This window comes from Salinicola socius, assembly GCF_001937195.1.
GTDB lineage: Bacteria > Pseudomonadota > Gammaproteobacteria > Pseudomonadales > Halomonadaceae > Salinicola > Salinicola socius.
This window is the reverse complement of sequence record NZ_MSDO01000004.1, coordinates 26,910-43,177: the sequence shown is the minus strand read 5'-3', so window position 1 is coordinate 43,177 and position 16,268 is coordinate 26,910. Positions and strand designations below refer to the sequence as shown.

Annotated in this window: 28 protein-coding genes; 1 reads left to right on the top strand and 27 read right to left on the bottom strand. The window is 61.8% G+C overall.

The genetic code is table 11. The annotated features are described in order from the left end of the window. Positions 1 to 128: 128 nt before the first annotated feature. From BTW07_RS04450 to BTW07_RS20255, 16 genes are all read right to left on the bottom strand, one after another. Positions 129 to 710, bottom strand: a complete 582-nt coding sequence (locus tag BTW07_RS04450; protein ID WP_075568969.1) for a hypothetical protein — start codon at positions 708 to 710, stop codon at positions 129 to 131. Between the two features lie 74 nt (positions 711 to 784). Next, the gene (locus tag BTW07_RS04445; protein ID WP_425272021.1) at positions 785 to 1,012 is read right to left on the bottom strand and encodes a phage tail assembly protein T; all 228 of its coding nucleotides are present in this window, start codon (positions 1,010 to 1,012) and stop codon (positions 785 to 787) included. A gap of 77 nt (positions 1,013 to 1,089) precedes the next feature. Beyond that, positions 1,090 to 1,509 (bottom strand): phage tail assembly chaperone, encoded by a 420-nt coding sequence (locus BTW07_RS04440; RefSeq protein ID WP_075568967.1) that lies wholly within the window; start codon positions 1,507 to 1,509, stop codon positions 1,090 to 1,092. Between the two features lie 3 nt (positions 1,510 to 1,512). After that, positions 1,513 to 1,995, bottom strand: coding sequence for a phage tail protein (locus BTW07_RS04435; RefSeq protein WP_075568966.1), 483 nt, complete (start codon positions 1,993 to 1,995; stop codon positions 1,513 to 1,515). A 46-nt stretch (positions 1,996 to 2,041) separates the two neighbouring features. Beyond that, positions 2,042 to 2,371, bottom strand: a complete 330-nt coding sequence (gene gp17, locus BTW07_RS04430) for a tail completion protein gp17 (protein WP_075568965.1) — start codon at positions 2,369 to 2,371, stop codon at positions 2,042 to 2,044. Next, a complete protein-coding gene (locus tag BTW07_RS04425; protein ID WP_075568964.1) occupies positions 2,368 to 2,787 on the bottom strand; it encodes an HK97-gp10 family putative phage morphogenesis protein in 420 nt (139 codons plus the stop codon). Before BTW07_RS04425 ends, gp17 begins: the two co-directional genes overlap by 4 nt. After that, on the bottom strand, positions 2,784 to 3,125 hold the full coding sequence (locus tag BTW07_RS04420) for a phage head closure protein (RefSeq protein WP_075568963.1): 342 nt from the start codon (positions 3,123 to 3,125) through the stop codon (positions 2,784 to 2,786). Before BTW07_RS04420 ends, BTW07_RS04425 begins: the two co-directional genes overlap by 4 nt. 3 nt (positions 3,126 to 3,128) lie before the next feature. After that, positions 3,129 to 3,671 carry a head-tail connector protein gene (locus BTW07_RS04415; RefSeq protein ID WP_075568962.1) on the bottom strand — a complete coding sequence of 181 codons (543 nt, stop codon included), beginning with the start codon at positions 3,669 to 3,671 and terminating at the stop codon, positions 3,129 to 3,131. 54 nt (positions 3,672 to 3,725) lie between these two features. Next, entirely contained in the window at positions 3,726 to 4,145 is a 420-nt protein-coding gene (locus BTW07_RS04410; RefSeq protein WP_075568961.1) for a hypothetical protein, read from the bottom strand. 71 nt (positions 4,146 to 4,216) lie between these two features. Further along, positions 4,217 to 5,521: a phage major capsid protein gene (locus tag BTW07_RS04405; protein ID WP_075568960.1), complete on the bottom strand. Its 1,305-nt coding sequence runs from the start codon at positions 5,519 to 5,521 to the stop codon at positions 4,217 to 4,219. A gap of 75 nt (positions 5,522 to 5,596) precedes the next feature. Beyond that, positions 5,597 to 6,523: a S49 family peptidase gene (locus tag BTW07_RS04400; RefSeq protein WP_075568959.1), complete on the bottom strand. Its 927-nt coding sequence runs from the start codon at positions 6,521 to 6,523 to the stop codon at positions 5,597 to 5,599. Then, positions 6,511 to 7,782: a phage portal protein gene (locus BTW07_RS04395; protein ID WP_075568958.1), complete on the bottom strand. Its 1,272-nt coding sequence runs from the start codon at positions 7,780 to 7,782 to the stop codon at positions 6,511 to 6,513. Before BTW07_RS04395 ends, BTW07_RS04400 begins: the two co-directional genes overlap by 13 nt. Further along, entirely contained in the window at positions 7,782 to 7,967 is a 186-nt protein-coding gene (locus BTW07_RS04390; RefSeq protein ID WP_075568957.1) for a hypothetical protein, read from the bottom strand. Before BTW07_RS04390 ends, BTW07_RS04395 begins: the two co-directional genes overlap by 1 nt. Beyond that, positions 7,961 to 9,676, bottom strand: a complete 1,716-nt coding sequence (locus BTW07_RS04385) for a terminase large subunit (RefSeq protein WP_075568956.1) — start codon at positions 9,674 to 9,676, stop codon at positions 7,961 to 7,963. Before BTW07_RS04385 ends, BTW07_RS04390 begins: the two co-directional genes overlap by 7 nt. A gap of 6 nt (positions 9,677 to 9,682) precedes the next feature. Further along, a complete protein-coding gene (locus BTW07_RS04380) occupies positions 9,683 to 10,156 on the bottom strand; it encodes a phage terminase small subunit P27 family (RefSeq protein WP_075568955.1) in 474 nt (157 codons plus the stop codon). A 147-nt stretch (positions 10,157 to 10,303) separates the two neighbouring features. Further along, positions 10,304 to 10,660, bottom strand: coding sequence for an HNH endonuclease (locus BTW07_RS20255; protein ID WP_075568954.1), 357 nt, complete (start codon positions 10,658 to 10,660; stop codon positions 10,304 to 10,306). A 637-nt stretch (positions 10,661 to 11,297) separates the two neighbouring features. Between BTW07_RS20255 and BTW07_RS04370 the strand changes: the two genes are divergently transcribed. After that, the gene (locus tag BTW07_RS04370; protein ID WP_144076820.1) at positions 11,298 to 11,519 is read left to right on the top strand and encodes a hypothetical protein; all 222 of its coding nucleotides are present in this window, start codon (positions 11,298 to 11,300) and stop codon (positions 11,517 to 11,519) included. Here BTW07_RS04370 and BTW07_RS19790 read toward each other — a convergent pair whose 3' ends face one another. The 11 genes from BTW07_RS19790 to BTW07_RS04320 all read right to left on the bottom strand — a co-directional run bounded on the left by BTW07_RS19790 (position 11,520) and on the right by BTW07_RS04320 (position 16,214). Further along, entirely contained in the window at positions 11,520 to 11,681 is a 162-nt protein-coding gene (locus tag BTW07_RS19790) for a hypothetical protein (RefSeq protein ID WP_158025855.1), read from the bottom strand. Between the two features lie 7 nt (positions 11,682 to 11,688). Further along, positions 11,689 to 12,000, bottom strand: coding sequence for a hypothetical protein (locus tag BTW07_RS04365; RefSeq protein ID WP_075568952.1), 312 nt, complete (start codon positions 11,998 to 12,000; stop codon positions 11,689 to 11,691). Further along, positions 11,997 to 12,224: a DUF7940 domain-containing protein gene (locus tag BTW07_RS04360; protein ID WP_075568951.1), complete on the bottom strand. Its 228-nt coding sequence runs from the start codon at positions 12,222 to 12,224 to the stop codon at positions 11,997 to 11,999. Before BTW07_RS04360 ends, BTW07_RS04365 begins: the two co-directional genes overlap by 4 nt. Positions 12,225 to 12,540: 316 nt before the next feature. Then, positions 12,541 to 12,780, bottom strand: coding sequence for a hypothetical protein (locus BTW07_RS04355; protein WP_075568950.1), 240 nt, complete (start codon positions 12,778 to 12,780; stop codon positions 12,541 to 12,543). A gap of 3 nt (positions 12,781 to 12,783) precedes the next feature. Further along, positions 12,784 to 13,137 carry a hypothetical protein gene (locus BTW07_RS04350; protein WP_075568949.1) on the bottom strand — a complete coding sequence of 118 codons (354 nt, stop codon included), beginning with the start codon at positions 13,135 to 13,137 and terminating at the stop codon, positions 12,784 to 12,786. Next, on the bottom strand, positions 13,134 to 13,466 hold the full coding sequence (locus tag BTW07_RS04345) for a phage holin family protein (RefSeq protein ID WP_075568948.1): 333 nt from the start codon (positions 13,464 to 13,466) through the stop codon (positions 13,134 to 13,136). The genes BTW07_RS04350 and BTW07_RS04345 overlap by 4 nt, the downstream gene beginning before the upstream one ends. Before the next feature lie 25 nt (positions 13,467 to 13,491). Then, positions 13,492 to 13,767, bottom strand: coding sequence for a hypothetical protein (locus tag BTW07_RS04340; protein WP_075568947.1), 276 nt, complete (start codon positions 13,765 to 13,767; stop codon positions 13,492 to 13,494). Next, positions 13,764 to 14,351 (bottom strand): N-formylglutamate amidohydrolase, encoded by a 588-nt coding sequence (locus BTW07_RS04335; RefSeq protein ID WP_208605366.1) that lies wholly within the window; start codon positions 14,349 to 14,351, stop codon positions 13,764 to 13,766. Before BTW07_RS04335 ends, BTW07_RS04340 begins: the two co-directional genes overlap by 4 nt. 506 nt (positions 14,352 to 14,857) lie before the next feature. Beyond that, positions 14,858 to 15,454, bottom strand: a complete 597-nt coding sequence (locus BTW07_RS04330; protein WP_075568946.1) for a hypothetical protein — start codon at positions 15,452 to 15,454, stop codon at positions 14,858 to 14,860. Continuing rightward, on the bottom strand, positions 15,454 to 15,930 hold the full coding sequence (locus BTW07_RS04325) for a VRR-NUC domain-containing protein (protein ID WP_075568945.1): 477 nt from the start codon (positions 15,928 to 15,930) through the stop codon (positions 15,454 to 15,456). The genes BTW07_RS04330 and BTW07_RS04325 overlap by 1 nt, the downstream gene beginning before the upstream one ends. Further along, positions 15,930 to 16,214: a hypothetical protein gene (locus tag BTW07_RS04320; RefSeq protein ID WP_075568944.1), complete on the bottom strand. Its 285-nt coding sequence runs from the start codon at positions 16,212 to 16,214 to the stop codon at positions 15,930 to 15,932. The genes BTW07_RS04325 and BTW07_RS04320 overlap by 1 nt, the downstream gene beginning before the upstream one ends. Positions 16,215 to 16,268 lie beyond the last annotated feature (54 nt).

Here is a 16,268-nt window from a genome sequence, read left to right as displayed (position 1 = left end):
CGGCCGCTGATTTTGCAGCGACAAGGAGATAGTGGCTCAGGCAGACGTAGTCGTCAATAGATCAGAACAGGGTCAGGATACCAAAACGGCTGCGCGAGGCAGCCGTCTGGGTGGGGGTGTATGAATGCTCAGTCTTCGGCGAGCTCCTCGTAGGGTTCGCTGTCGATTCGGTCACTCAGCTTCAAACGCTCCATGACGATATCGTGCATGGCATCCGTCAAGATCGTTCGACCCTCATCATCCCATGCAAAGGCAAAGCTCTTCACGGGGCGGTTTTTGTCGAAATTCAGACCACCTTTCCCAGCCTTCCCGTCGTAGATCGACACGAAATGGGTGTCCTGCGACTTCTCAAGCGAGAAAGTCATATCCAGAGACCCGCGATAACTTGGATTGTTGGGCGCTTCAAGCCAAAGACGAATGACAAACGTCAGCGCCTCATCTTCACCTGGGAAGCCAGCGCCGATAGGCACTCTCTCGAATTCGGGATCATAGGCATCACTCCACCGACCGATATCCACATACGGAGTGTGCTCGCCTTCGCTGCGATTGACCCACGCAGCTCGCTTGTCTAGGCCAAGAAACGCTTCGAACTCTGAACGGATCGAAAACGCCATCTTATCGAGATCTCCCCAGTAGGATTCTCGCTTTGATTCTCGAATCTGAAAGCGGCGCTGCAGATCCTGGTAACGTGTTTTGTTCACTTCGGCCATCGTTGCCCCCTACGCAGTTGTGTCGCCTTCATCATGCAACCTATGAATCCGAGATTCCAGAAAGGGGGCGACAATCACCCCGCCAGCCCCGCGAAAAGTGATTCAAAGGCATCGTCATCGTTGCCGGCGTCTTCCTCGCCAGCAGCACCCCACTGCAGCACCAGGTCGCTCAGCTTCACCTCGGCGCCCAGCGCCTGACAGATGGAGGCTGCAGTGTTGGCCTGCTGAATGTCGCCGCGACGATCACCGATGGGCGACTGTTTATCGAAAGCGGTCCAGAGCATGAGCTCCCGGGCCGTCATTTGCTGGCCCAGCTCCTCGAGAGTTCGTCCGAGTCGAAGTGCCAGCGTCATGAGGAAGAATAGCCCGGGGCTCTCGGTCAGTTTTTTTCCTCTTGCTCCAGGGGCGCATCGGTCAGACCGCCAATCTCCATGGAGCGGCGCAACAGCCGGTCATGTACCGGACCATAGATGGCGGCAAGCTGGGCCACGTCCTTGTCTTCGAACACGCGCTGGCCTTTGTCGTCGTAGAGGACGCGGACCAGCAACGTGGCATCGAGCGTGCGATCGGTGCCGTCGACGCTATCGGCGAGCGACTGGACGTTATCCGGCGTGACATCCTCGCCGGTCAGCTCTGCCAACTTGGCCTGCCAGGCCGTCCAGTCGCCGGCAGAGGGTTCGCGAAGAGTGACTGTGGCGCCCTTCCACTCCTCGACCGGCGCCGTGTCATGCCGATAGCCGGCCAATGGAGAAAGCGCCAGCGCTCGCAGGTCGAGTTGGGGGGATTGGGATTTCGCCATTGGTTACTCTCCCGTCCCGGTGCCCGAATCCTGAGCCGGAGCGGGGTCATACTTCGGTTTTCCCTTCACCCGCAGCGTGAAGCCGCCGGTGGCGACACCATTGGCCGACACGCCCCACGTTTCCTGGCGCACCTGCACGAGCATGGTCGCCTTGGCCCCGCTCTTGAAGGTCAACACCAGGCCTCGGATGGAGTTGTCGGCATCGGCAGCTCGCAGTGACGTTTGGCCGGTGTCACTCGGCAGCCAGTTGCCGGAAAGAGAAAGCTCGCCTGGGGCCTCCAGTCCGTTGTCCATCTCCTGCTCTTCGCTCAGCAAGACCGTGACGTCGATGTCCTGCTTTTGGCCGCCGGTGTAGCTGACCTCTTTCTGAGTCGTACCAATCTCGAGCATGGTGGCGCTGGCCACCTCTTCGATGGTCGCAACGGCCGATTCGGTGATCCCGATGCTGGTACCGGCGGTGAGTTGAAACTTCGCTTTTCCTGCCATGTCGTGCCTCCTGGGCATGAAAAACCCGCCGGCGGCGGGATAGGGGTTACAGCCAGATTTGAGTTTCTATCGTCTGCCGATAGAGCCCGGTGTCCTCTTCGTATCCGGGCGTGCGCTCGATGTCGCCCGGCTCGAGTGGCAGTAATGCTTCGACGATCTCGTCACCGGCCTGACTCGCCGATATCAGGGTGTCGGCGTAGGCATCCACCTGAACGGTGACCTGCTGCGCGCCGAAGCCCTGGAGCATCTTCTCGGTGATGTCACTGGGGAGCATGTAGACCAGATAGGGCCGCGCCGTGCCTTGCGGGGCGATCAGCGGGAACACGCGGCCGCCCTGCAGTTCCTTGAGCACGGCATAGATCTTCGACTCGATCATCGCGTCAGCACCTTGTCGATGGCCTGGTTGCACTTCACGAACACGGCGCGCGCTGCCTCTTCCTGCTTGGTCTCGAATGCGGGGCGAATGAACGGCGCCGCGGGGATCGTCGAGGTGCCGTATTCGATGAACTTCCAGTAGAAGGCGTTGCGCGGGTTGCTGGCTTTGCCTTCCTCGCGAACCCTAACGCCGGCCGTCGCTCGCGTGCGGCTGTCGACCTTGGCGGTGTCGCTGATGATGTTCTTAGCCAGCTTGCCGGTGCGCTTCTTCACCCGCCGGCGAGCCTCATCTCGGAACACACCGGCACCGGCCCGGGCGCCCTGTCGGAGCACGCGCTCGCTTTCGGCCTTCTCGAGCAGGCGCAACTCGGCCTCGAGGTCCGGCAACGTCGACCAGTCCAGGTGGGTGGTATTCATGAGCGCCTCACGGACTTGCACATCAGGGTCAACTGCCGACGCCGTGCGTCCGGCAGCGCGGAGATGATCTCGTAGGTCTCGCCGCCACCGGTCGGCGGCGGATGAATAACCTGCATGGTCTCGTCGATGCCAGCCCGGTACCGCATCAGGATCTGCATGGAGACCTCGCTCTGCTCTCCACCGGACGCGATGTACTCACGGCCGGTTAGGCCAGTGACCTCCGCCCAGACAGTGGCCACGTCTTCCCAGCCTTCGACCGGCTGGCCCACCTCGTCCTTACCCTCGCCCTGGCGCTGGCGCTGGATCGTCACGCGGTGTCGTAGGCGTCCGGCTCTCATCTCTCACCCCACAGCATGTCGGCAGTAATCGAACAGCAACATCTCGACGCCCATCGGCACTTCGGCGGTGATGGTGCCGATGACCACGCTCTCCCGGTTCTCGTACCAATGGCCGATGAGGAGCAGGAGCGCGAGTTCGATGTCCTCGGGCGTCTTCTCGTAGCCGACGGTGGCGGTGATGGTGACGCTCTCGGGTTCGGCGATGGTGGCGGGCCACCGATCACCCCAGCGCGGATAGAGCCGATGCGGGTCATCGCGGGTGTCGAGACGCAGTGCGGTTTCGTCCAGCGGATGGCTGTCACCGCTGGGCGTGATGAATTCAAGGGCGTCGATGCTTTGCACCGGGTACCACGGCAGATCGATCGCGCGATCCACCGGTGGGAAGCCATCGATAACCACCGTTTTGGATCGGGGCCGGATGGCGGTTTGCGTGTGCGCCTCGGCGTGCCGATAGGCCGCATCGATAAACCGCTGCAGCAGCGCGTCCTCAGTGGTGTCATCTTCGTCGATCCGGCGCTGCAGTTTGACGTCGGCCAGGGTCAGCATCGGGCAATCTCGAATTCAGGAATGGGGCCGGCGGCGCGAACCGCCGGCGGTCGGTCAGAGGCTCTCGGCAATGCCGCGCTTGACCAGCTCGGCCGCTGTCTTCGGGTCGAAGCCAGCGCGGTCGCCGGGCGCGTAGCGCTGCCATGGGTGCAGGAACTTCACGCGGGTCAACTGATTGCTCTTGAGGTTGTGCAACGCCGACTCGGGGCGCACCGCCTCGTTGGCCTTCTGCGCCTGGGACTGCGCGCCAGGAGACGCCGGCGGCGGTGTCGAGTCGGGCTGAGGATGCGTCTTGGCCTGCCCGGCCTTCTGCATCTCGTTGAGATCCTGCTTTTCGTCGGTGATCTTGTCTGCGGTTGAGCCGGAGACGGCCGTGCTAGTGCTCTCGCCACTCTGGGGCTGGACGTTGTCCTGCGGGCTGGCAGTAGCCGCCGGCGTGGGGGTGCTGGACTGCGTGGAGTTGGAACGGGCCATGGTGGCCTCCCTGATTGACGGGGTTGTCAGTTACCCGGGCCGACTGGCCCGGGTCTCTCGGGTGGACGCGATTACCAGGTGACACCGGTACCGAGCACCAGGCCTTCCGGATGACGGAACCCGATGTCGTGCTCGGTAACGACACGAATCAGCGACTGGTTGCGCGCGAATGCGGAGACCAGTTGGCCGTTGCCGTCCTTGTAGGTGGCCTCGCGGCTGAAATCGACGATCATGCCGCCGGGCTCGCCGATCACGACGTCGTTCCAGTCGGCGAAGTAGATCTCGGACTCGTTGTTGTTCCCGGCGCCGCTGGTGTCGAGGTTGGCCGGGATGTTGGTGGTGTGGCGGATCGGGTAGCCCTTGAGCTGGCCGTTGGCCAGTTCCGGATACACCTTGTTGCCGTTGCCATCGCGCAGGCCGAACAGCTTCATGTAGGTGCGCGGCGAGAGGCCCCAGCCCGGCTCGGCGAGCAGGCTGTTGCTGTTCATCAGCGCCAGCATGAGCGAGTCGAGGTAGGCGTCGATTTCCTGCAGCGTGGCAGTGCCGGTCCAGGCGAGCGTGCGGCTGGCCTGGCGTGCCGTCTCGGCAAAGCCTTTCGGTGTGTCGCCGGCGCCGGTGTCACGCAGGAACGCCTTGTCCTCGCGGCTCGCCATGGAGTTGAGCATGTCGTTCAGGAACAGCTGCTCGGTGGCGAAGCCAGCGCGGCCGATCATCTGGTTGGAGATCGGGACCAGGGTGATCATGGTCTTGGCGTTGAGCTTCACGTCATCCAGCGTGGCATCGGAGGCCAGCACGTCCGTGCCTTCACCCACGTAGCTGGACGAGGCACCGGAGCTCATGCGCGGGATCGACACATTGCCGTTGGGCAGCGGAATCACTCGGGCGCCCAGCGCACGAACGATGGTCTTCGGCCGCAGCAGTTCGATCACCTCGTCGTAAAGGTTCTGCGGGATCAGCGCGCCGCCGGAACCGCTACTGGTCTCGATCGCCATGGCGACGTCGTTATCACCGATTTCGTCGCGGGCGAACTTGGTGGCCATGTTGATATCGCCCTTCGACGCGGCGATCGACATGGCCATGCGTGCAGCCTTAGCGCCGGGGTACTGCTTCAGCTCGGCCTTGGTGTGGACGGCGGCGGATTTCACGCCCTGGCTGATGGGTGAAGGCACGGGCTCGGCCGAGGCGGCGTTCATGCGCTCGGTCGCCTCTAGGCGATTGATCTGGGTGGTGAGCTTGTCGAAGTCGGTGGAGAGCTGGTCAAACTCCTCCAGCTGCTCGGCCGACAGTTCGCCGGCGTCGTTTTCCGCATTCGCGAGCGCCTGCACTTTGGCATTGACGTCGGCGCGTTGGCGGCGGAGTTCTTCGATCTTAGACATGACGTTCCTCTGGGTTTCGTCGGGGCAAAGAAAAGGCGGCCTCTTGGCCGCCTGGGGTACCGCTCCGCCGCGTGGCTAGAGCGTGTTCTGGAGTTCCATGGCGCCGGCTCGCGCGGAGACGCGGGCACGGCGCGGTGCGTTCTGGCCGCTGTAGCGCGAGGCAATACTGTCGAGCGCCTCCTGGGCCGGGGCGATCTCATCGATCAGACCCACGGCCAGCGCATCCTCGCCGTTGTAGATCCGCGCCTCGGTACCGGTGACGACGGAGAGATCGAGGCCGCGATAGCTGGCCACCGATTCGGTGAACGTCGAGTAGGCGCTATCCAGCCGCCGGTCGATCTCCGCGACCGCTTGGTCGGTGATCGCCTCGTGGGGTGAGCAGTCGTTTTTGTGGGCGCCGCGGTAGTAGGTGTTGAATTTGATGCCGAAGGCTTCTTCGGCCTTGCTGACTTCGTAGGTCTCGATGATCACGCCGATCGAGCCGACCATGGCCGTCGGGCTGCAGACGATCCGCGAACACGCGGCCGCAAGGAAGTAGCAAGCCGAGAACGAGGCAAAGTTGACCAGCGCCGTGATGGGCTTGATAGCGGTACTCGCCTGGATGAAGTCCGCCAGCTCCTTGCAGCCCATGGCCGAGCCGCCGCCGGACTGCATGTCGAGGACGATCTCCTCGACCAGCTCGTGACGTAGCGCCGCGTTGATCTGCGTGCGCAGCTTTTCGTAGCTCAGCACTTCCTGGCACAGCGCGTCGATCTGCCCGGCGCGCGCCGTCAGAATGCCGTGAACCGGAATGATCGCCAGCCGGCCAACGACGCGTAGACCCTGCATCTCGCGCGACTCCGGATCACCGCTAGCCTCGAGTCGCTCGGGAAGATCATTGAGGCGGCCGAGCAGGCGCGGCTCGAGTACCGAGCGAACGGATTGCACCAGATCCGGGGTGGCATAGAGCGGCGTGTTGAACGCCAGCGATGCCAGGTGCGGGTAGTTAATCAGGTGCGACATAGGATTCCCTCGATGTCTCGCATTTGGTCGGGCGTGGCGTTCAGCGAACGTTGCGTCTGCTGCGAGTCGTTCATGTTGAGCGGCGTGAGGTAGCGGTTGCCCCCGTCGATGGGCGGCATGTTTTCGAGCCGGCGAATGTCGTTGACCGAGAGCCAGCCCCACTGGCGCCCGATCGCGTAGGCCTCGTAGCGGGACTTTTGGTCGCCACGCAGCAGGCCCGACACGTTGAACTCGATGTAGAGGTCGCGCCGTTCCGATGGCAGCAGCAGGTCGCGGCGCATCGCCGCTTCCCAGCGTTTGAGCCAGGGCAGCAGCGTGTAGATCACGTAGCCGAGCGACATCGATTCGATGCCCGATCCCCACGACGTCGATTTGTCGTTGAGCTGCACCATGTGGAGCGGGATCTTGTAGAGCCGGCAGATCTCCTCGACCGAGAATCGCCGACTCTCCAGGAGCTGGGCTTTCTCGTTGTCCATCGAGAGCTGCTTGTAGCTCATGCCCTCTTGCAGCAGCGCAACGGAGAAGGCATTGCGGAGACCGCCGTGGCGCTCGGCAAACTTGTCGAGCAGCCGATCAACGGCGGCCTGATCCTTGATAGCCGGCGTATCGCTAGGCCGTTCGATCACGCCCGACATCGTGGCCCCACGCTCGAATACCGCAGCGGCGTGCTCCTCAGTGGACATCGCCAGGCCGATGGAGTCGGCGTTGCTGGCGATCGGCGAGACGCCCACAAACCCATCGAGCGAAAACGACTTCACGTGATGCATCTGGCGCATCGAGACGACTTCGTTGATCTCGGTCAGGTGGTAATACGGCAACCCGTCCTGACCTTTCAGCACCTGCACTTTCTTCGGGTTGATTGGAATCAGTTCGATCGGGTAGCCACCGCCGTCGCGCTCGATCAGCGAGTAGTGATTGCCCTCAAGCCCCAGTGCGCCCTGGCCCTGCTCGAAGTACTCGAACGATGAGTCCTTCTGGTTGGGCTGGGAGTGCAGCAGGTCGTAGACCGGGTGGCCGCTGGCCCGCTCACGCCCGCCATCATCCGTGCGACGGTAGAGCTCGCAGGGAAGTTGCGCGACCGATTCGGCCAGCAGCGTGACGCAGGCGCGAAGTGCGCCAACGCGTAACGCGGTGTCACTGGTCACCCCGGCACCGGCTGAAGTGCGGGTATTTCTCATGCCTCCTGCCCAGTTCGTCCAATTGCCGGGTTCTTTCTGGGGCCGCTTGGGCGTGCTCTGAAACATGCCGGGTAGAAACATCAGCCACCCTCCCCGACCGGCTCAGACTGCCGTCGGGCGCTGGTCCGCGCGGCCAGCCACGACCAGGCAAGACAGAGCACGCCGGCAACGATGTACCCGGCCGGCGCCGCGATCAGCCAAGCGCCGAACGACACCAGCCCGGCACCGATGAGGCCGATCAGAAAAATCAGAATGGATGTCAGCATGTCACGTCCGAGGTGTCGTAGATGGATTCGTCGGGCTCGTCGTTTTCGGTGAGCACCGCGCGTCCCAGCGCCATCAGGATGGCGATCGGGCCGTCGATCTTGTTCTCCGGCTTTTCCTTGCGCGGGTAGATGTTGTCCTTGGCGTCCGCCTTGGCGACCACGTTGGAGGCCATCCACGTGAGCACAGGATCGCAGCTATGGCGCCAGCGCCCGCCGGTGATCGCCGCTTCCATTTCGCGCATCGCCGGGCTCATGTTCTGTACGGTGTTGCGGTACTCCACGATGTCGGCTCCGTCGCTCATGAGCTGGTGCGCGAGCTGCGTTGCCCGCCACGGGTCGTAGGCGATCTCGTTGATCTGGAAGCGCCCGGCAAGATCCTTGATGTCTTCGCGGATGACATCGAAGTCCAGCTCCTCGCCATCGGTGATGATGAGGTCGCCGGAGTTCACCCAGCTTTCATAGGCGGCGCGGTTGTTGCTGGCGCGCTCGATGGCACCCTCGGGCAGATAGCTGCGCACGAACACCGTCCAGCGCGTCTTCATGCGGCCGTTCTTGTCCTCGACCTCGTCGCGGAACAGCAGCGCGATCGCGGCGATATCCGTCTTGCTCGCCAGGTCCACGCCCAGCCAGCACTCGCACCCCTCGAAGTCGTCGAGCGTCAGGCTGTCGTCGCCGGCGGCATGCCAATCGGCCATGTTGAGCCAGGCACTCCGTGCGCTGACCCAGATGTCCAGATGCTTCGTCAGGAATGAGTTCTGGCGGCTTGGATAGCGGACGGCATCACGCTGCGCCTTGAGTAGGAATTCCTCGGATACGGAGATGCCGAAGTTGGGATTGGCCTTGCGCAGCACCGTCGGATCCTGCCAGTCATCGCCTTGGTCGACCGTGTAGATGATCCCGAAGAGCTCGTCGTTGGGCAGCGCACCGTCGAGCATCTGCTGCACCTGGCGGCGCTTGTCGTAGCACGGCCCGGCGGTGTTGAACCCCGCGGTGGTGATGATGAACATCAGCGGCTGATCGCGGGCACCCATGCCGGTCGACATGGTGTCGTAGAGGTTCGGCGTCTGGTGCTCGTGGAATTCGTCGACCAGGGCGCAGCTCGGCGACGAGCCGTCACCGGGATCACCGATCAGCGGCTCGAGCCGGCTACCGTCTTCCGGGAGCGAGATATTCTTGGCCATGATCTCGATGCCCGCGGCGCTGATCAGTGCCGGGGACTTCTGCAGCATCAAGCGCGCCGGGCGGAAGACCTCCCAAGCCTGCTTCTCGGTGGTGGCGCCACAGTAGACCTCGGCGCCATATTCACCGTCCGCGCAGAGCATGTAGTTCGCGACACCGGCGGCGATTACCGACTTGCCGTTCTTCCTGCCGACCTCGACATAGGCCTCAGTGAAGCGGCGAAGCCCAGACTTCTTCCGAAGCCAGCCGTAGATCACGCAGAACAGGAACTTCTGCCACGGCTCCAGCTCGACCAGCTTTCGCTCCCGTGCCCAGCGCCCTTTCGTGTGAGGCAGTAGTTGGATGAAAACGCACACCGACTCGGCGGCGTCTTTATCAAACTTGTATCGGAATGCTCGGCCCTTGGAGGCGTTCAGGTCATCGAGATGACGTTGGCACGCCTGACGTACCTCCTTGCACGCCGGGATGCGGCCAGCCACAACGTCCCGAGCGTACTTGTTCGCGGCATTGACGTTGGGATAGCTGGCCATGTGTCGTCATCGCTTCTTGCCCACCAAGGCGGCGAATGGATTGGCGGCGTCCTTGGCACCCGGCACTGCCAGCCGCGCACGGCTTGCAGGGTCCAGACCAAGGGCGCTACCGAATGTGTTCATCTGTTTGAGCGCTTCGTTGGCGACGGTGCATGCGGGGTTTTTCACCACGCCGCCCATCGGGCTATCGACGACGAGACCATGCTGGCCGATGTTCTCCTCAGCCTGGCGCCAGCGGTTGTACGCCGCGCAGTAGGCCTCGAGGTTGGCGAGATCCGAGTCGGTCAGAATTTTGGAGCTCACCAACCAAGGGCCGACGCGCTCCCACATCTCGACGCCAATCTCGGAGAGCCACTCGGGTGGCGGCGGTACCTGGGTTAGCGAGTCGGCGACGGGCTCGTCATGGTTGATCGCCCGCTTGCCAGCGTTGCCTTGAACCGCCTTTAGGTGGCTCGGCTTGGGCTTGCGACCTCTTGTCATTTGGCAACTCCTCTCGCCGAAACTGATTTTTCAATTTCGCGGGTATAAAAATTGAATGGAGGCGGCGGTGTCCGGGAGCGAAAGGCTCTGAAGTTTCGACATCCCCCTCCCCGGGGCACCGTTTTGGTGCATCGCCGAGAATCGATCTCATCCGCGCCCGGCCTGCGCCTCGCGGGCCGTCTTGGCCTTGTGGCAAGGCGAACAGATCGCCTCGAGGTTGCTGTCGTCGTCTGTGCCGCCGGATTCGACGTTCACGATGTGGTCGACCTCGGTCGCCGGCATCACTCGATTCGCTCGCAAGCACGGCTGGCATAGGCCACGGTCACGCTGGAGAATGCGATCACGCTTGCGACGCCATGGTCGGCCGCCACGGCCGCTCTTGCCGCTCCGACGTTGCGTCCAACCGGTTGATTTGTCGGCATGCTCATCGCAGTAGCCGTGCCGCGAGATTGTCTTGTTGCCACAGGCAGGTGATCGACATGGACGAGGGGGCGACGAAGGCATAGTTCCAGCTCGCTGTAATATTGTGTAATCATTCCTGAGAATCATTCACTTATCTTATCGGAGTATATCGATGGCCAGTTACTTGATAAGTTTCACTATCTCGGCAGGTTCTAGAAACTACAACGATGTATATCAGTCACTGGAAGAAGCGGTGAATAAGGTCGCTTCGGATACTGCCTGGGATGAAACAACGTCATTTTTTGCGCTGGACTCAGACCGGTCAACGTCAGACGTAGCAGACAGCATTTACTTTGGCTCCGAACTCTTGGAGGGTCACGACGTTCTACTAGTCATTAACACTTCTAAAGGAGAGTATCGCCAGAGGGGAGCCAAATATCCAAACACACTTAAAGCCAGGCTAGGCCTTACAGAAGTTTAATAACAGGATTCAGATTAAAGCTATGCTCCGCCAGTTAGTGGCGCTTCTTAGCTCATCTCACTGTCGGGCATCGATCTCACTAGCGAGCCGACCAGGTGGCGATGCCACGCGCCCGCTCTTGACCTTGCGCCGCTGCACTCGGTGGTAGTGGGGCGGCAGCCAGGGGCGCGGCATGGCCGCTTAGCTCTGCCGGGCATGGGCTTTACCTTTCCGCGACGAGGACTCATCGTTGTCGTTCGACAACCGAGGGGACATGCAATGCAACGATTCGACAACCTTTCTTCAGCTCGACCTTTGCCGGTGTACCGCAGCGACAACGGCAATCTCTACCGATACGCCATCGCCGCTATCAATCACGGCGGCGAGATCGTTATCGACTTCGACATTAAGCATCTTTACGACGCAGAAGCCGTGGCCGCACTCATCACAAGTCAGGGATACGCCGACGGCTCCGAGCTGGAGAGGGTCTCGCGGAAGTAGTCAGGGCTGCGATGAAGAGCACAACTCCCCGAGCATCCCGCGCATCTCGAACGCCCAGTCGGTCAGCCGCCGCTCGCGGTCCTGCAGCATCCAGTAGTCATCGTCCGCCAGGCACTGCAGGTGGTTCGAATTGATCTCCGGCAGCGCCGGCATTGACGGCACCGTGCATTCAGGTCTGATCGGTATTGGGGCTGTCGTCGTGCAGCCGGGGATCGCCGAACAGCTCAGGGCGAACACCAGCGCGGCGCTGTGCCATCTGTTCACGCTCGACCTCCCGTGCCTGCACTTGATCCGCGCGCTGGCGCTCATCGATTCGTCGTTCGACGTCACGTGCCTGCTCGACGCCCTCCGCTCTAGCCTTGGTCCATTCGAGCTGGTCGCGGGCTGCGTCACGCTGCCCACGGATTCGAAGCCCCCAAGCGGTGAGTAGACCGACGACCAGGGCCACACCGGCGGCTAGCCAACCGTAGAGCCGACTCATTGCAGGCGGCTCCGGATGAATTCGTCGATGGCCTTCTGAGGGACCAAACGTGCTATGGCGCCAGCGATACCCACCACGGACGCCAGCGCCGTGTAAGCCCAGTCGGGTAGCAGCCCTTCCCAATGCGGCAGCACGTCATGCAGCGCAAAGATCAGCGTAGATAGGATCGCCAGCCGCACCGACCACAGCTTGTGGGCCTTAGGGGCTTCTGGCACGAGCTTCATGGGTTATCTCCACATTTAGATGTTTATTTAAATATCTACACTGAAACTTTTTGATAGCTAATTTATCGAATTGAAATAGTGTTACATCATGTGAGGCGTATAACCTGACCCAGCGGATTTTCCGCACTTACTTAAAAAGGATTAGACCAATGGGTAAAGTTGCAGCTTTTCATGCTAAAGACAGTAGTGTTCACCACGACAACAGCTCATGCACTGAAGGTAATAACATCGAGAGCCGTAATCGTCAGTCAGGCACAGGAGGCAAGCCGAAGTGCAGCCACTGCCAGCGCCTAGGCTGAGCAATTCGCGGGCTGTCCTAAACACAGCCCGCGTTCTCATCTTGATAGAAGCGGTCGATAGCAATGCCTGTTGGCACCTGGTTCTTCCACCACCACTCCCCTCTTTCGACATGACTGTCAATTGGCTCAGTCACGAGCACTCGCAACTCAACCGAAAGTCTGTAGTGATCAGAATCATTCAGGTAAAGATCACCTTCATATTCTGGGTGAAGAGCCGCGCATAGAATGCGACCGTCTTTCCGAATGCGCAGGGCCATCGTCTATTCCGTTCTCAACAGCAGCTCGCCGGTGAACCCGCCATCGGTGGCCATATCGGTAGTGGCCTGGCATGCAGCCAGCCGCGTGTCGGCCACGCCCAATTGGTAGCGAAGGTCGGCCAGCTTCTCCCGGGCGATGTTGCGCTCGGCCTCGTACCGCCCAGCCTTTCCTTGCTCTTCGACCAGCGCATACCAGAGGCCATAGCTAACGGCTTGCTGGCTGGCCTGTGCGGCGTCCAAGCGCTTGCCGGCATCGCTCGCCTGCATCTGCGACATCACCGCCCATGCAACCGCCACCGCAGCAACGAGCAGATGCGAGCGGCTATCCCGGCTCAGCTTCCCGATCCAACGAGTCATTTGCGCCTCAATGCCGACGTGACGTCAGCGATGTTGTCCAGCAGACGATCGACACGCTTCTCGAAGCCATGCACGCCGATATAGCCGAGGAACGCGGCAAAGAAGCGGCCGGTGTCGGCCTCATATCCCCAATGCTGAATGAATGGGAGCGAGGTCCAGGCAAAGAAGCCGACCATCAGTGTCTCGATCCAGCGCTTCGGCTTACGCAGCCCGCCAGATGTCAGCACTCGCAGGGAGGACATGAAGACAGCGCAGAGGGCCGCAGACTGGGAAGGCTCCTGGGCGAACGTGGAAACGGTCAGCCAGAGCTCAGTGATTTGGTCCGGCATCTCGATCCCCGGTTAGGTCGCTCGGCTACCCTCGTTTGTGCGAAGCCCGGTGAATCAGTATCCAGGCGGGGATCATCGACAGGTTGAGCAGTAACCGGCCGATGGCCGTTCGGTCGCTCAGCGCGATGTCCACCGCCATATCGGCACCACGAAACGCCAACAGCCCGCCGGCGGTCGCGATCACCAAGTGGATGGCGAAACGTGTCCAGCCGTCGTCGACGCGGTTGAGCGCAATCAGGCACTGGATGATGAGACCGGCAGCGATCAGGAAATTGGCCGCTGCCATCAGGGAACCGATCATGCCGCCTCCTCTGCTTGCCAGACGTCGCGTGAATTCGCCGCCAGCTGCCCCTCGATCAGCATCGCCTGCACCCGTTGAGAGGCCTCGTCCTTCGTGATGCGGCCATCGGTGTTGGCGTCGAGCCCGGCATTCTGCCGATACGCCGTCGTGCCGTCGGTGAACATCACCGCGCCGCCGGGGCCCGAGACATAGGCTGGCATCAGGATGGCCAAGTACATATCGGGCAGTGTCGAGATTCGCGCGTGATAGGGGCGGAAATACGCTTCCACATAATCGAGCTGCTCAACGGGCGTCATCGCCGCCAACGCCTCGGTGGTCGTGCCCAGTCCGCGGGCCGTTAGGGGCATGAACTGGATCAGTCCGGTGGCGCCGGATCCCGCCAGGTTCTTCTGAGCTGGATCGAACGTCCGGCCGGTCTCGAACGCCATGCAGGCCATCAGCCAGTTGACGTGATCCAGCGACCAGCCGAAGCCGGCCGCCAGCGCGAACAGCGCATCGACGAAGGCGTCGGACACATGGGCGCCCCAAGCGAGGCGCACGCGCAGCGGATAGCGTCCGCTGCCGATCATCTCGACATCGCGCATGAATCGCATGGGGAACTCCAGGCAAAGAAAAGCCGCCAGCGAGGGCGGCAAGATCGAACAAGGTGGACGCTCGAATAAGTTGCCACCCATGCCCGGGGAAACGTGGGGGAACACGCGGGAGCGAGGCAAGGGCGGCGAACAGGGTCAGAAACGACAGCGCCCCGAACGGTCGTAACCGATCAGGGCGCAGGAAATACAAGCTTAGCTGAATAGTACTTACAAGCGGTCATGGATACAACATGTAGTGTCCATGTTATTTTACCTATTCATTGACCCCTTAAAATTCAGAGTCGCCGGACAGCGGAGAAGACATGGTACTTGGAGCAATAACAATCATGATTGCCGTCGTGGCCGGGATTATCATGTCTAACAAGTACAGTGATAAGCCTCGTAGCCGTAGTGCTAACAACGCACTGGCAACAGTTCTTTTCGTGATAGGCGTTATCGTGGTTATCGTACTGGTGTTGGGGCATGCAATATTACGACCCATTGGCCAAGTTTAGCGGTCATGCCGCCAGCCTAGCCTGTTCACCCACGACCAATAACAACGACTTCCGAGCATTCTTTGCAGAGTTGCGCAGCGCCTCAGCCGTCTGAAACACCGTTTGCCCTGCCCCCATCGGATAACCCAGCCGCGTCATGATGATCCGCTGGGCCCCGCACACCTCCGCCTGGGTCAGCCCGCGGCTGCCCTGCTTGATCGCCTCGAGCAGTGCCCGATCGCCGCCAGCATTCAGCGCGCAGCGTTGCTCGGGGATTGCATAGCCGGTCAGCAGCAGCGCCATCCGCTGACGCTCGTTGACGTGCCCCAATAACGCTTTAGCCATGTTCCGCCAGCGGCAGGCGTAGCGGAAACGCTCTGCCGCCTCCATCACGTGGTCTACCCTGCCAGTCACTCCACCACCACCCACACCCGGCGCGATCGTGCTCACGTTGTGGTGGCCGAGGTTGAGATGCCTGTAATCGATCCGCCATTCGATCTCCACCTCGATCAGCTCATCGAGGCACCGGCGCAAAGCCCGGGCCCGCAATTCGCTCTCTGCCGGCTCGCGACGAATCACCGCCAGCAGTTGATTGATCCCCATCAGCTCAAGTTGCCGCATCATCCCCTCCAGTTGCTCCCCAGCGTCATCTCGTTGCGTGCGGGCGTTACCGTAAAATCCCACGACGCGTATTCCCTCAGTACCGCTTTCGCTTCCTCCAATCCCCGGCCCAGCACCGCGCAGTATCCCCGGTGGTCGGCTTTCTCCAGCCATTCCCGTTGGCTGGCGGCCGTGGCCGCATGCTTGGGCGGCGTCGCCTTGAACTCCAGATACAGGCCCAGCCAGCCCCCGCGCCCCTCCATCACCACCAGGTCGGAGACGCCAGACTTCACGCCCTGGCGCTTGAGATCTGCCGCAGTCTTCTTGTTGCGCTGCCCACCATTGGGCACGTGATAGATGACCTCATAGAACGCGCCGACCGCCTCACCACGCTGCTCCTCGCCGTAGAGCCAACGGATCAGCGCCATCTGCTCGACGCCCTCGTGATCGATGCGCGGGGCCCGGGGCGTGCGGCTTCGAAGTGCTACCGGTTGCATCACTGCCCCCTCGCTTGTCGTCGTTCCCAAGCCGAGTAGTCCGCCACGATCCGGCGGAGGATGGACTCGGCATGAATGTCTCGATCGATGTCGGCTCGGCTTTCCACGCCACAGGCCTGGCGGATGAAATCGGCCGCGTCTTCTGCGTTGTGCGTGCCGTCCGGCAATTGCTCGAGCGTGAGGCCGTGGCGATGCCGCTTGCGGGCGTCGAGATAGAGCTGGAAGCGGGGATTGGCGCCCAGCATGGCCGCCCGCTGCGCTTGGCTGCTGCCGTGTCGTTTCATCGGCCTGTCTCCCGGCGGCTGACACATAGGCTGCAGACGCTCGAGCCCGGCGCG

Excerpts from the sequence above, each read along its gene's own strand:
- BTW07_RS04450 (WP_075568969.1), bottom strand. The coding sequence starts at position 710 with ATGGCCGAAGTGAACAAAACACGTTACCAGGATCTGCAGCGCCGCTTT.
- BTW07_RS04445 (WP_425272021.1), bottom strand. The coding sequence starts at position 1,012 with ATGACGGCCCGGGAGCTCATGCTCTGGACCGCTTTCGATAAACAGTCG.
- BTW07_RS04440 (WP_075568967.1), bottom strand. The coding sequence starts at position 1,509 with ATGGCGAAATCCCAATCCCCCCAACTCGACCTGCGAGCGCTGGCGCTT.
- BTW07_RS04435 (WP_075568966.1), bottom strand. The coding sequence starts at position 1,995 with ATGGCAGGAAAAGCGAAGTTTCAACTCACCGCCGGTACCAGCATCGGG.
- gp17 (WP_075568965.1), bottom strand. The coding sequence starts at position 2,371 with ATGATCGAGTCGAAGATCTATGCCGTGCTCAAGGAACTGCAGGGCGGC.
- BTW07_RS04425 (WP_075568964.1), bottom strand. The coding sequence starts at position 2,787 with ATGAATACCACCCACCTGGACTGGTCGACGTTGCCGGACCTCGAGGCC.
- BTW07_RS04420 (WP_075568963.1), bottom strand. The coding sequence starts at position 3,125 with ATGAGAGCCGGACGCCTACGACACCGCGTGACGATCCAGCGCCAGCGC.
- BTW07_RS04415 (WP_075568962.1), bottom strand. The coding sequence starts at position 3,671 with ATGCTGACCCTGGCCGACGTCAAACTGCAGCGCCGGATCGACGAAGAT.
- BTW07_RS04410 (WP_075568961.1), bottom strand. The coding sequence starts at position 4,145 with ATGGCCCGTTCCAACTCCACGCAGTCCAGCACCCCCACGCCGGCGGCT.
- BTW07_RS04405 (WP_075568960.1), bottom strand. The coding sequence starts at position 5,521 with ATGTCTAAGATCGAAGAACTCCGCCGCCAACGCGCCGACGTCAATGCC.
- BTW07_RS04400 (WP_075568959.1), bottom strand. The coding sequence starts at position 6,523 with ATGTCGCACCTGATTAACTACCCGCACCTGGCATCGCTGGCGTTCAAC.
- BTW07_RS04395 (WP_075568958.1), bottom strand. The coding sequence starts at position 7,782 with ATGTTTCTACCCGGCATGTTTCAGAGCACGCCCAAGCGGCCCCAGAAA.
- BTW07_RS04390 (WP_075568957.1), bottom strand. The coding sequence starts at position 7,967 with ATGCTGACATCCATTCTGATTTTTCTGATCGGCCTCATCGGTGCCGGG.
- BTW07_RS04385 (WP_075568956.1), bottom strand. The coding sequence starts at position 9,676 with ATGGCCAGCTATCCCAACGTCAATGCCGCGAACAAGTACGCTCGGGAC.
- BTW07_RS04380 (WP_075568955.1), bottom strand. The coding sequence starts at position 10,156 with ATGACAAGAGGTCGCAAGCCCAAGCCGAGCCACCTAAAGGCGGTTCAA.
- BTW07_RS20255 (WP_075568954.1), bottom strand. The coding sequence starts at position 10,660 with ATGCCTTCGTCGCCCCCTCGTCCATGTCGATCACCTGCCTGTGGCAAC.
- BTW07_RS04370 (WP_144076820.1), top strand. The coding sequence starts at position 11,298 with ATGCAACGATTCGACAACCTTTCTTCAGCTCGACCTTTGCCGGTGTAC.
- BTW07_RS04365 (WP_075568952.1), bottom strand. The coding sequence starts at position 12,000 with ATGAGTCGGCTCTACGGTTGGCTAGCCGCCGGTGTGGCCCTGGTCGTC.
- BTW07_RS04360 (WP_075568951.1), bottom strand. The coding sequence starts at position 12,224 with ATGAAGCTCGTGCCAGAAGCCCCTAAGGCCCACAAGCTGTGGTCGGTG.
- BTW07_RS04355 (WP_075568950.1), bottom strand. The coding sequence starts at position 12,780 with ATGGCCCTGCGCATTCGGAAAGACGGTCGCATTCTATGCGCGGCTCTT.
- BTW07_RS04350 (WP_075568949.1), bottom strand. The coding sequence starts at position 13,137 with ATGACTCGTTGGATCGGGAAGCTGAGCCGGGATAGCCGCTCGCATCTG.
- BTW07_RS04345 (WP_075568948.1), bottom strand. The coding sequence starts at position 13,466 with ATGCCGGACCAAATCACTGAGCTCTGGCTGACCGTTTCCACGTTCGCC.
- BTW07_RS04340 (WP_075568947.1), bottom strand. The coding sequence starts at position 13,767 with ATGATCGGTTCCCTGATGGCAGCGGCCAATTTCCTGATCGCTGCCGGT.
- BTW07_RS04335 (WP_208605366.1), bottom strand. The coding sequence starts at position 14,351 with ATGCGCGATGTCGAGATGATCGGCAGCGGACGCTATCCGCTGCGCGTG.
- BTW07_RS04330 (WP_075568946.1), bottom strand. The coding sequence starts at position 15,454 with ATGCGGCAACTTGAGCTGATGGGGATCAATCAACTGCTGGCGGTGATT.
- BTW07_RS04325 (WP_075568945.1), bottom strand. The coding sequence starts at position 15,930 with ATGCAACCGGTAGCACTTCGAAGCCGCACGCCCCGGGCCCCGCGCATC.
- BTW07_RS04320 (WP_075568944.1), bottom strand. The coding sequence starts at position 16,214 with ATGAAACGACACGGCAGCAGCCAAGCGCAGCGGGCGGCCATGCTGGGC.